Origin of the sequence: Rickettsia rhipicephali str. 3-7-female6-CWPP (genome assembly GCF_000284075.1) — a bacterium.
Taxonomy (GTDB): domain Bacteria; phylum Pseudomonadota; class Alphaproteobacteria; order Rickettsiales; family Rickettsiaceae; genus Rickettsia; species Rickettsia rickettsii.
Genome location: NC_017042.1, coordinates 1,184,778 through 1,197,972, shown reverse-complemented (window position 1 = coordinate 1,197,972; position 13,195 = coordinate 1,184,778). Strand labels below are relative to the sequence as shown.

The following is a 13,195-nucleotide window of genomic DNA, read 5'->3' as shown; positions in this document are numbered from 1 at the left end:
ATTGCATGACTTGATGTCATTCCCGCAAAAGCGGGAATGACATCATATATTAATATAACATTTGAAGAATTTTAAAAGGAGCGTAATGTATGAAAAATTTTATATTCACGTCTGAGTCAGTTCTGAAGGGCATCCGGACAAAATTGCCGATCAAATTTCAGATACGGTACTTGATGAGATTCTAAAACAAGACCCTAACGGTCGTATTGCCTGTGAAACATTTGTAACAACCGGTCTAGTTCTAGTGAGCGGCGAAATTACTATTAGTACCTGTGTGGATATTGAGCAAATAATACGTAGCAAGATACAAGAAATCGGCTATAATAATCCAAATTATGGATTTGACGGTAGCTGTTGTGCCGTAATTTCAGCTATCACTAAACAATCACCTGATATAGCTATGGGTATTGACAATGCAAATGACGATGAAATAGGTGCAGGAGACCAAGGTATGGTTTTCGGTTATACCTGTAATGAAACGGATAGTTTCATGCCCATACCGATTTACTACGCTCATTTATTAATGAAAAGGCAAGCATATTTACGTAAACAAAATGTCTTGTCTTGGCTTAGACCCGATGCAAAATCTCAAGTCACGTTATGATATGAAAATAACAAACCAATTGCCATTGATGCAGTAGTTTTATCAACTCAGCATCATCCGGAAATACAACAAAAAGACCTTATTGAAGCAGTAATGGAAGAAATTATTAAACAGGCATTACCGAGCAATTTACTTTATAAAGACACTAAATACCTCATGAATCCGACGGGTCGGTTTGTTATAGGCGGTCCCGTTGCAGATTGCGGTTTAACCGGTAGGAAAATTATCGTGGACAGCTATGGAGGAATGGCAAGACATGGCGGCGGTTGCTTTTCTGGAAAAGATCCAACAAAAACAGATAGGTCGGCTGCTTACATGGCACGCTATATTGCTAAGAATATAGTAGGAGCAGGAAACGAACAAATTACTAAGCTCATAACACAGCATTTTGATATGCGTCCAGGAAAAATTATTAAACATCTTAAGCTTTGCACTCCATGTTATCAAAAAACGGCTTCTTACAGTCATTTCGGCCGAGAAGACGAAAATTTTACATGGGAGCAATTAGATAAAGTAGATACATTAAGGTGAGTAATATTGACATTTATTTATTCGTAATACATGATTATTTTTATCCTTGTTTCACTAGTTAGTTGAAAATATGGCTGAGAATATAAATAATGATAGGAAGTTCGGTCACTTAGAAAATTATGATAATGAACTTACAAATACTGCTCTAAAAGAGAATAACCAAAATAAGCTGAAAGAGCATTATGAAAATCTCACTCAAGCCTTAAATAGCATACGGAAATATGAGTATGAAGCAAAAGCAACTCAGTACCGCGAAATGCTTGACGATGCTCGTACCTATGATAAATCCACATTAGGCTCAGCTCATTTTATAACGGCTAGCGTATAAAGCTTTTAAAGCCTGACGAAAATACAGGTAAAAAATTAGACCATTTTATGGATGGTTTAGATGAGATTTAAATCCTTTTTAGTACGTAATTTAACTAGCTCAACTGAATTACCACCAGCAGAACAGTTAAAAAAATTTTTAGAAAAAACTACAGATGAAATATATGATAAACTGCAAAAAACCGGACAAGCATATTTATCATGTTCTAATGCTCCTACTAATACAGAATTACATGCAAATGTTATAAAATCTTCTAAAGAAAACGGAAAAAATTATCGTATATATATAATGCCGGTGCTGGGATAAGAGCAGATAATTCAAAGCTAAATCAAACACCAAAAGATCAATTATCTAAAATAGATGAAACAATAGAAGCAAGAAGCAAAATTCAGCCCAATTAAATATGAACTCAAAAATCAAACAGATAAAGAAATAAAAGATAGTATATTTTCTATATTATCTATAAATGAAATAGAAGCGATAAAAGCTCATAATAACGAAATCAACAGATTCAAATCGGGGCAATTTATTAATCCAACAGCTGATTCAAGAAGAACAGTTACCGGACAAACTTTAGGGAATTGTAGTAGCAGGTCAATAAGAGAAGCTTTAAGAGACAATGTACCGGATTCAGAATTTCGTGAAATATATAATTTTATTACACAAAATCAAGTATCACAAATAATATCAAACTTAGAAAGTGAACAAAAAAATTTAGCAAATATCTTAAATATACCTTTAATAAAAGAACAAAGTATCTCAAATACAACTTATCAAAATCAATTTCAAAAAGATATTGCCAATTCAGCTATTAATTATTGTGATACTTTTTTTTATAATGAAGGACATACACCAAGCACAAAAGAAAAGTTATTTAATAAAGTTGCTGAAGAATCTAATTTAAAGTATATCAAGATTGATCTAGTAGATTTTTTATCTACTGTGTTTCCCTATAAGGACACTGATTTACCTATTACTGAGGATCTTTTAAAGCCTGTTATAAACCATATCCAAACTTGTTTTGAAGATCACGAAATCGCTCCCTCAAAAAAAGTTTTAGAAAATTATAGATTATATAAATCTAACAAAGAACAAATCATTAAAGAGCTATTAGCAAAATGCTTAAATGATACAGATGTAAATATACTTAATCAAAGCACAAAGACAAGCAAAAATAGCAAACCGCCCGGCTATAGATATTTTCCAACAAATGAAACAAAGTAATACTAACCCTAAACCGCTAGAGCTATCGGAAGAACATAAGAAATTGTATGATGTCATAAAAGATATGGCACAAAAATACAAAATGACTATACCGGAAGCAAAAGCATCTGAAGAAATCACTCAAATGGTCAAAGATTATAGTGAAAATAAATTTAATGAATAAATAACACCTATAAAAGCTCAAAAATTAGTAGATGAATTTACGCAGCAAACTCTAGATATTTTTGGAGAGAATAAATTAATAGACTCACCTATAATTGAAACAAAAAACGAGCATATTAATATACCGCTCCCAAACATAGAAACACAAGAAACTACTAACCTTAACTTGGGGATACAATACACTCAAAAAATTCGCCTGTATCAAGCTTTTTGAATGACGCTGTACTTAAAGAAGAAAAATAAAATTTAGTAAATGCACTAATAACTGAAGTTAATAAAAATCTACCTAATAATACAGGAGTATTAGAAGATAAAAAACAAGAAGTTAAAACCGATAATACATTCAATAAAAATTCAGAACCTAAAAAACAAACTATCAAAAATAAATTTTATAAGTATTTAAGTAAATTAACGAGAAAATTGGGATTAAAATCCATAAGTAATTATTTTAAAGAATTAATTAAAGATCCAAATCTTGAGCAAAATATCAGTTTAGAAAAAGAAGCAAAGTTAATAGCAGACAAACATCAACTAACAAAATATATGGAACTTAGTGATAATAAAAATAATAATGCAGTACGGTAAAAAAACATCAAAGAATATTACTCAATTATAGATTCATTTTACCGTCAATTCAGGTATTGCCTATAAAAAGTTGACTCAAGGTTTCGATGTCATTCCTGTGAGGCATTGGCTTTGTTGCATGGCTTAGTTTTTTCGTCATTGTGAGCAGCCATAGGCTGCTCACAATGACGACTCAGTATCCACACACAACAATGCCTTGCGGGAATGACAGCGGAAAACCGAACCACACAACAACTACGCTATTTACTATATCCTTTTAAAATCTCAAAATCTTGCCCTTGGAGCAAGAATTTTTCAGGTAATGTAATTTTTGCTACAAAATTCTTTACATCTGCGCTTTGTAAATAGATTGTAGCTTTAGCATTACTCTGATCTTCATTATTTATACGAGCTGCAAGCAAGGTTACTATCTGCCGTAATTCTTCATGATTTTGTGGATAAAACTGTAGTTCAAATTGTTTATTATTAATTGCATCCTCAATTGATGAAAAGCTTTTTGCCGTTAGTTTTATTCCTCCCTCATCTTTAACTATGTCACAATTAACAACTACCAAACTTTTAACATCAAGTAAATGTACATAATCTTTTAAAACTTCCTCACTAAAAATACTAAGTTCAAAGATATTCTCAGGATCGGAAAGCACGAGCGTCACAAACCTACCTCTTGCCGACATACGAGAATCCTTTTTTTGTATTACACCGGCAAGATTTACTCGGTTAGTACCATCAGGTAAGTTATTATGCAAATCCGCAGTATTTAAAATATTTAAACGACTAAATATTTCTTGATATTCCGTAAGAGGATGATTAGAGATAAATAAACCCATAGCCTCAAATTCATAAAAGGCTAAAGTATTTTTATCGGCATAATCGCTTGATACTAAAACAGTTGGACTTAAGCTAGAAACTTTAATTAAGCTAAATTGATTAGATTCCTGCTCTTCATGATATGAAGTTGAATAAGAAAGCAATTTTGGAATGCTTGACAATAATTGCAATCGATTATCATGCAGCTCATCAAAACAGCCTGACTTGATTAAATTTTCCAATAATTTACTGTTAATAGATTTGGGGGGTAATCTTTCAATAAAATCAGTAATTGATTTAAACGCCCCTCTTGCTTTTCGCTCATCCGTTACTAACTTACCAAAATTCGGCGTGACTCCCTTAATAGCACCTAAGGCGAAGATTATTGCACCCGCGATGTCATACCGTGGCTTGACCACGGTATCTTTTGAAATTTCCTGGATACCGCGATCAGGTCGCGGTATGACAGGCTTTACGCTATGCGGGATGACAGTGTCCGAAAACTTTACACTAAAATATCCTTCAGAAATATTAATATTAGGTGCAGTAATTTTTATGCCGTTATCTTTTGCTTCTTGTAAAAAGAAATTAATTTTATCGTGATTATTCAATTCAAGATTTAAGCATGCTACTAAAAATTCAGCAGGATAATTAGCTTTAAGATATGCAGTTTGGTATGAAAGAACACCGTAAGACGCAGCATGTGCCTTATTAAAACCGTATCCGGCAAATTTAGCCACGGTCGCAAAAATGGATTTAGCTTGAGATTCCGAAATATTATTAGCAATTGCTCCTTTAACAAAAATTTCTTCCTGCTCCTCCATTTCTTTTTTTATCTTCTTACCCATTGCTCTACGAAGTAAATCGGCAGCTCCTAGCGTATAACCTGCAAGAACCTGAGCAATTCTTTGTACCTGCTCTTGATATATCACCACTCCGTAAGTTTCTTCTAAGATTGGCTTCAATAGCTCATGTAAATAATCAGGCTGTTGTAATTTATGCTTACAAGCTATATAGGTAGGAATATTTTCCATAGGACCAGGACGGTATAACGCACCAAGAGCTATCAAATCATGTATAGAATCAGGTTTAAGGCGTCTAAGTGCATCTTTCATCCCGATACTTTCAAATTGGAAAACGCCAACTCCTTTACCTTTACACAACATTTGATAAGTCTTATTATCATTAAACGTCATATTGTTAAAATCTACTTCTATCCCTTGCTCTTTAAGCAGTTTCTTACAATCGGTAATAACCGTTAGGGTTTGTAGCCCTAAAAAATCAAATTTAATTAAACCGGCAATCTCGGCATATTTCATAGAATAACCGACTACCAGCATATCGGAGTTAGCATCTTTATATACCGGTACTATATCGACTAAATCAGTACCTGCTATTACGATTCCTGCAGCATGAGTTGAGGAATGCCTATGCAGCCCCTCAAGAATTAACGAAGTATCAAGCACGAGCTTAATTAACTCCGCTTCACCGTCTAAATTATACAGCCCATTACCTTTAGCGGCATTTGCAAGCTCCGGAACTTCACGCATTGCCTGTTCTAAGCTAACTGGATTAACTGCACTAAAAGGGACAAGCTCCGTTAGATAATCAGCGAATTTATAAGGTAAGCTAAGTACACGAGCGACATCCTTAATTACAGCCTTTGCCTGCATCTTACCGAAAGTTATAATCTGTCCTACTCTATTATTACCGTATTTGGAACGTACGTAATTAATTACTTCCTCACGCCTTTCCTGACAAAAATCAATATCAAAATCAGGCATTGAAATACGTTCAGGATTTAAAAATCTTTCAAATAATAAGCCAAATTTAATCGGATCGAGATCAGTAATAAGCAAGCTCCAAGCAACAACCGAGCCTGCTCCCGATCCTCTACCCGGTCCAACTAAAATACCCTCTTTTTTACTCCATTTAATAAAATCGGATACAATCAAAAAATAACCGGCAAAATTCATATTACAGATAATATCCAGCTCATAATTAAGACGAGCAAAATATTCGTTTTTCAATTCTTCTTGATTCTCTAACGAAATATTTTCAGATTTAAACTTTGTAGCAAGCCTTGCAAGCAACCCTTCTTTTGCATCTTTTCTAATTAAATCCGTTTCACTAATATCTTTGGTGGCAAAATTAGGCAGCATTGGCGGGTTTGCATGTGCGGCAAAATAACAACGCTCTCTTAAATTCACGGTATTTTGGATGGCACTAGGTAAATCGGAAAAAAGCTCTATCATCTCATGCGGTGATCTAAAATAACAATTTTCGCTAACTGTTTTTCGATCCGGATATTCTTTAGTAACACCGGCTGATATACATAACAATACATCATGTGCATCATGCATGCTTTTCTCACTAAACAAAACTTTATTAGTAGCAACAAGAGGAATAGCAAGCTCGGCAGCAATTCTAATATAACTATCCTCAATAAACTGTTCTTCCGGTAGCTCATGTCTCATAATCTCAAAGTAAAAACGATCTCCTAAAATTTCCTGTAATTTACGTGCAAACAGCATCGCTTGCTCCTCGTTGCGAGCTAGTAAGCATTTTCCGACAATACCGTCGGTATAACAGCATAATCCTATTAATCCTTCTTGATATTTGATTAAATCTTCAAAATCAATGTGATCGCATATCTTACGATCATATTTAGTAAAAGTAAGGCTTGATAGTTTGAGTAAATTTTTATAGCCAGTTTCATCTTTAGCTATAAGCAAAATTTGAGCAAAAATATCTATATCGTATTTTATATTTAGAATAACTCCGTGTATCGGCTGCAGTCCTTTTTTTACTGCATATAATGCAAACTCTAATGAGCCGAATAAATTTCCCTTATCTGCCAAACAAATAGCAGGCATTTTATTCGCTGAAGCAAGTTCTACTACCTTCTCAATCGTTAATGCACTTTCGAGAAAAGAATAAGAGCTTTGAGTTCTTAAATGAATAAATTCAGGTCGCATTTTAAATTAATGTTAAAGTTTATTGTCTTACTGTATGACTCTTTATGTCATTCCCGCGTAGGCGGGAATCCAGTACTTTAAAGCTTTTTAAAAGCTCGATTTATCTCGCTTTACCCTGGGTTCCCGCCTACGCGGGAATGACATCGGAAGCCTTAACGACAAGACTACATTTTACTTCCGACTGCATAATATCTAAAACCGATTTTTTTCATTGCTTCATTATCTAGTATATTTCTAAGATCAATGATTATCGGCGATTTTACTAAATCATAAATTTCGTGCCAATTAAGTTTTTTAAATTCTGACCATTCAGTTGCAATAACTATAATATCTACCGATTTACAGGCTTCAACTGCTGAATCTAAATATAGCAAATTTTTATGTTCCAAATTCTTTTTAGCATTTTCAAGACCGATAGGATCAAATGCTTTAACATATACATCTTTATTTAATAAGATCTTTACAATTTCGATGGCAGGGCTTGCTCTCACATCATCTGTTCCTGCTTTATATGTTAAGCCTAAAATTACTATATTTTTACCTTTTAAATCTCCGTCTAACAAAGTAGCTATTTTATCTACCATATTACTTGGACGCTGCTTATTACTTTTAATTACTGCCTTAAGAATCCTACAATCTATATGATGATTTTCTATAAGATTATTTAATGCTAGAATATCTTTTGGAAAGCACGAACCGCCAAAACCAGGTCCTGCATTTAAAAAATTTTGACCGATTCTTTGGTCAAGTCCTACACCTTTAGATAAATCTTTAATATTACCGCCGATTTTTTCACATAAATCAGCCATCTCATTAATAAAAGCAATTTTGGTAGCTAAGAAACTATTTGAAGCATATTTAATAAGTTCGCTCGTCACTAAATCGGTAACCACAAACTTTGCACCTTGTTCTATTAAAGGTGCAAAAATTTTTCGCAATATTTCCTCTGATTCTTTATTATTTACACCGATAACTATACGATCAGGATATAAAAAATCTTCTACCGCACTACCCTCTCTTAAAAACTCAGGATTAGAAGCAACATTAAATGAAAAGCCTCTTGATTTTAAATAAGCTATAATATTACTGCAACTACCCGGCGGAACGGTAGATTTTATAACTATTAAACAATCTTTATTTATATGCTCGGAAACTTTATCAATAGCATCATAAACATATTTTAAATCCGCTTCTCCCAACCATTTTGAAGGTGTACCGACCGTAATAAATATTGCATCGGCATTTTGAAGTTCATTATTATAAATATTTGTAAATTTTAACCTATCAGATTCTAAAGCTTGCTTAAGATACTCATCAAGTTTAGCTTCATAAATCGGTAATATTTGCTTATTTAATTTGGATATTTTAACCTCATCATTATCAAGACAAGTAACATTATGACCTAAATAGCCCATAATAATACCTGAGACTAATCCCACATATCCGCTACCGATAAATGTAATATTCATAATTTTTTGTGATTTTTATATTAAATTTTTAAATTATACGTTATATTCCAAGTGTATACCTCAAATAAATGAAGAGTAGTATAGACGAAGCTCAATTTCAAAAAGTGCAAGGAGTCTACAAGACGAGGAACGAAGCGTATACTTAATACGTGAGTACCGGAAGTACTTGTAGGATGACGTAGCCAATTTTTGAAGTTCTATCCGAGAATATAAAAAGCTTTTATCATATTTCAATAGATTTACAAGCTCAAATGAATTTTATTAAAAAAACCTTTATTATTATTTTTATAATTCTGATTTCATTATCTTTGGCTATAACTCTAACTGTTTATAGTGCAAATACAGGAAACTTAAATGAACCTTTGAAAAAAATAATTGAATTTTATTTAAGTAAAAATGATATAAAGGCTGTACTACATAATTTAGAATTTAAAGAAAACCGATTATCCATAGATAAAATTTCCTTAAGTCTTATAGATAATGCTAGAGGAGAAATTAACGATTTTAATCTTTTCTTTAATTTCAAAAATTTCTTCTCTAATGCGTTAATAGAGGCTAATTTTAATATCGATAAAATTTCCGTAATTTCAAATAACGATGAAGAGATTATAAATACTTCAACAACCGGTGATTATTCGTTAAATATAATGAAAAAAGATTCCCTAACCGACATACGACTAACTTCAATAAAAAGTGATATCTTAACTGATGAGCAAGGAGCAAACTTACCTCTAGGAAATGCTTTATGCTCATATAAAACCGCCTATTCTAAAGATAATCCAAAGACCGTTAATTGCAAACTCACCTTTGGGAACAAAGCTTTTTTATCACTAAACGGTATAATAACCGATAAAAATATCGATGCAAGTGCAGCTGCCGCAAATATGCCTTTAATAATTTATCAAACAGTCGAAAAAATTATTCCGGATAATCCTATAATCTCATATTTACGAGAACATATAAAACAAGGTTACATCCAAAACGGAGAATTAAATATTAAATTAGATAAAAAATTTTTTAAAAAAAATATTTTAGTAGAAGATAATTTAAAAGCAAATTTACATATCTCGAATTTTGAATATAAATATCATACAGATTTACCGCCTTTGACTAAAGTTGATACTAATATAATCATTTCAGGACCGGAAATAAAATTTCTAATTAATGAAGCATATAGCGGTAAAAGTGTCGTTTCAGACGGTATTATGACTTTCAAATGGGAAGGACCGGACAAATCACAATTTGTTTTTAATGCTACTGCTAAAGGTGAAATTAATGACTTAATTGCCTTTGTTCCAAATGATGCATATCAAAATATTAAAGCTCAAAATATTGATCTTAAAAAAATCAAAGGAACGGCAAATTCAATAATAGAGCTAATAATTCCTATTAGCCCCAATATCCCTAATAGCTATAATGTTTTGTCGACATTAACAAATATCTCTTTTAACACCTTAGACAATAATATCCTATTACAAAACGGTGAAGCCAAAGGTAGTTTTAAAGATAATAAACTAAATATTAGCGGTAAAGGTAACATTAATAATTATGCAAGCAGCTTTACTTATGATCATGATATATCGGATAAAAATAATGAGTGTGTACTTAAAATAAAAAGCAATATTGTGGCAAATAATCAAAGATTTGGAGTGTTTAAATTAATTTCAGGCAGCACCGTTTTAAATTTTGAGTATAAAAAACAGCATAATAATGAGAGTTTTATTACCGTTAATTCTAATCTTAATAATTTAGAATTTTATATAGATAAAGTATCTATTCATAAAAAATTATATAAAAAAGCCAATTTATATTTATATACTAAATTAAATGATAAAAATTTCGATAGAAATATTGAATTTAACCTTTCAGGGCAGGATAATCTAAAAATTAACGGTAATGCCTTAATTAAGAAAAATATTTATAATATTAATCTAGCCTCTGTTAAACATAATCATACGGATTTAAAAGGAAAAATAATCATAGATAACCATAATCTTAATACAGCACTTTATGGAAGCGGATTAGATTTATCAAATGCTAATATGATGCAGTTTTTAGAAAAAGCGGGAGATTCTACACGTAATATTAATTTAAAAACTAATATATCAAAAATACTTTTAAAGAATAATATAATTCTAGGTAATCTTGATTTAGCAATTAAATGTGATAAAGTACGATGTTTCTCCGGCTTTCTAAATGCTAATATTGATAATAAAAAAGTTAAGATGTCGCTTACCGCTAAGGAAACTTTTGAACAATGGTTAATTGAATCCGATAATGCCGGAGCATTGCTTAAGGGACTCGGAATGTATACCACTATGCAAAACGGTCAGATTAACATCAACTTAAATACAAAAAGATATGAAGTAAAAAAAGGTGAAATAGTGCCAATATTAGACGGCAAATTTTCTATAAAACATTTTACGGTAGTCGATACTCCTTTTTTAACACGGCTTGTTTCCTTTGTTTCGTTGCCGGGTTTTCTTAGTTCAATAACTAATAATAAAAATATTTTATTTGAAGATATGAGCGGTAAGTTTAATTATAGAGGAAATATAATTACAATTTTTGATACGGAAGCACATGGACCGTTCTTTGATTTTACTATGACAGGTAATATTGATACCAAGCAGCAATTAATTATGGTTAAAGGAAATGTTATTCCTTCCTTTTTCTTAATCAGCACTATTGTAACTAAAATACCGGTAGTCGGTAAAATATTTTCCAAAGTCGCTCCTTACTCCCTAAAAATGAAATATTAAGTAACTATTTAAAGCTATTAGATTTCGTGTACAAAATTTTTAATCATTCCTTTATGTCATTCCTGCGAGGCATTATTGCGTGTGTACCTAATCGTCATTGCAAGCAACTGAAAGCGTTGTTGCATGGCTCAAAAAACGTGTTCGGTGTCATACCGTGGCTTGACCACAGTATCCAGAAAACAATTAAAAATATTAACAATATTAGTATTTTTAACTGGGTCCTACTCCTACTACAAACTTGCGGGATGACAGAGGTGGGAGTAAGCCATGCAACAAAGCCACAACTGCAAGGAGCGTGGCAATCCAGAAATAATAATAGAATATTCTGTAAATCAGAATTTTTTACTGGATTGCTTCGTCGAAACTTACAGTTTTTCCTCAAAATGACGTTGAAGATCAATTCACGCAAGAATGACATAAATAACCATACATATTTAATCGGTATTTTACTTTTAGGCTTAATTTCCGGTCTTACGTTCAATTTAATTTTTTTTACAGTTCCATATCAATTATCCGAAGCAAAATACACCACTGATATAATAGGTTCGATATCACTAGCTGCCTTTCCGTATTGCTTAAAGGTCATATGGTCACCTTTTATAGATAAATACTCTATACTTTTTTTATGTTCTAAATTCGGTCACAGGCGTGGCTGGGCATTGGTATCACAAATATTTTTAATCCTAGCGATGACGGGGTTCTTAAACATAAGCCCTTGTAATAACTTATATATTACTGCAATTATCTTATTTATTATTTCATTCTGCAGTTCTACACAAGATATTGTACTTGATGCATATAGAATTGAGAGACCTACATCTAAAGAAGAGCTTTCAATGGCTTTTACCTTTAGTAGCATAGGGTTTCGTTTAGGTATGTTACTTGGCAGCGTCGGTACTTTATATTTATCAATTATTTTCGGCTGGAATACAGTATATAAATTTGCTCTATTCATTACTCTAATTGGACCTATAGTAATTTTATGTATCAAAGAACCACAATCAAAAGAAATACACCATACAACTAATAATTTAATAGGATTACGAAAATATTTTGAAGTTATAAAAAAAAGTATTATCTCCTTAAAAAATGAACAGCAATATTTACTGCTAACTATATTGTTTATCTTTTTATATAAAGCTGCGGATTCTATACCTATGGCTATGAGTTCGCCTTTATTTCTAGATTTAAGTTTTACTACTCATGAAATTGTCGTTATTTACAAAGCTTACGGGTTACTAATCATGATCGTCGGAGGAGCTTTAGGCGGCGTTTTAGCTGCAAAAATGGGTATATTTCATAGTGTCTTAATTGGTGGAGTTATTCAATTATTGTCACCTCTTATGTTTATGATTCTTGCTACTATCGGCTATGATATAAAGCCATTTATACTAACTGTTACAGTACAAAATTTTTGTGCAGGCTTTGCAGGAACTATTATCTCTATCTATTTTGCTAGCCTTTGCAATAGTGAATTTGTTGCCACACAATATTCTATTATTGCATCTTTTAGCTCTCTTAGCCGTATTATTCTAGCTAGCCTTGGCGGTATTTGTGCAAAATATCTTACTTGGCCTGTATTCTTTTTAGGTAATACTCTGTTTAGCATGTTATTTATCCCGATATTTTATAAAATATATAGAAAGAAACTAGGCTTTGTGAATATTTCTAAAAAGATATGACAATTATTAAAAAACATTTATAATGTTGATATATAATATATATTACTGCGAAATGAAGAGTCA

General features: G+C 32.0%; 8 protein-coding genes and 3 pseudogenes. 8 read left to right on the top strand and 3 right to left on the bottom strand.

What is annotated here, in order from left to right; genetic code table 11:
* Nucleotides 1-89: 89 nt before the first annotated feature.
* From metK to MCC_RS09700, 5 genes and pseudogenes are all read left to right on the top strand, one after another.
* Nucleotides 90-1,135 (top strand): annotated as a pseudogene (gene metK, locus MCC_RS06585) (methionine adenosyltransferase).
* A 70-nt stretch (nt 1,136-1,205) separates the two neighbouring features.
* Nucleotides 1,206-1,463 (top strand): hypothetical protein, encoded by a 258-nt coding sequence (locus MCC_RS06580; RefSeq protein WP_014409058.1) that lies wholly within the window; start codon nt 1,206-1,208, stop codon nt 1,461-1,463.
* Nucleotides 1,464-1,510: 47 nt separating this feature from the next.
* Nucleotides 1,511-1,769 (top strand): annotated as a pseudogene (locus tag MCC_RS06575) (hypothetical protein).
* 636 nt (nt 1,770-2,405) lie between these two features.
* Nucleotides 2,406-2,687, top strand: coding sequence for a hypothetical protein (locus MCC_RS06570; RefSeq protein ID WP_014409056.1), 282 nt, complete (start codon nt 2,406-2,408; stop codon nt 2,685-2,687).
* On the top strand, nt 2,674-2,850 hold the full coding sequence (locus MCC_RS09700) for a hypothetical protein (protein ID WP_014409055.1): 177 nt from the start codon (nt 2,674-2,676) through the stop codon (nt 2,848-2,850). The genes MCC_RS06570 and MCC_RS09700 overlap by 14 nt, the downstream gene beginning before the upstream one ends.
* A gap of 160 nt (nt 2,851-3,010) precedes the next feature.
* On the opposite strand, the gene MCC_RS09230 is transcribed toward MCC_RS09700, so the two are convergent.
* The gene (locus MCC_RS09230; RefSeq protein WP_155813876.1) at nt 3,011-3,229 is read right to left on the bottom strand and encodes a hypothetical protein; all 219 of its coding nucleotides are present in this window, start codon (nt 3,227-3,229) and stop codon (nt 3,011-3,013) included.
* Between the two features lie 40 nt (nt 3,230-3,269).
* On the opposite strand from MCC_RS09230, the pseudogene MCC_RS06565 reads away from it, so the two are divergent.
* Nucleotides 3,270-3,465: pseudogene (locus MCC_RS06565) on the top strand (hypothetical protein).
* A 208-nt stretch (nt 3,466-3,673) separates the two neighbouring features.
* Here MCC_RS06565 and dnaE read toward each other — a convergent pair.
* Together dnaE and MCC_RS06555 are read right to left on the bottom strand one after the other, a co-directional pair.
* Complete coding sequence (gene dnaE / locus MCC_RS06560; RefSeq protein ID WP_014409053.1) at nt 3,674-7,219, bottom strand: DNA polymerase III subunit alpha; 3,546 nt, start codon at nt 7,217-7,219, stop codon at nt 3,674-3,676.
* 164 nt (nt 7,220-7,383) lie between these two features.
* Nucleotides 7,384-8,688, bottom strand: coding sequence for a UDP-glucose dehydrogenase family protein (locus MCC_RS06555; protein ID WP_014409052.1), 1,305 nt, complete (start codon nt 8,686-8,688; stop codon nt 7,384-7,386).
* Nucleotides 8,689-8,939: 251 nt separating this feature from the next.
* Here MCC_RS06555 and MCC_RS06550 point away from each other — a divergent pair, with 251 nt between their 5' ends.
* Together MCC_RS06550 and MCC_RS06545 are read left to right on the top strand one after the other, a co-directional pair.
* On the top strand, nt 8,940-11,450 hold the full coding sequence (locus tag MCC_RS06550; protein ID WP_014409051.1) for a YhdP family protein: 2,511 nt from the start codon (nt 8,940-8,942) through the stop codon (nt 11,448-11,450).
* 26 nt (nt 11,451-11,476) lie between these two features.
* On the top strand, nt 11,477-13,132 hold the full coding sequence (locus MCC_RS06545; RefSeq protein WP_196792954.1) for an MFS transporter: 1,656 nt from the start codon (nt 11,477-11,479) through the stop codon (nt 13,130-13,132).
* Nucleotides 13,133-13,195 lie beyond the last annotated feature (63 nt).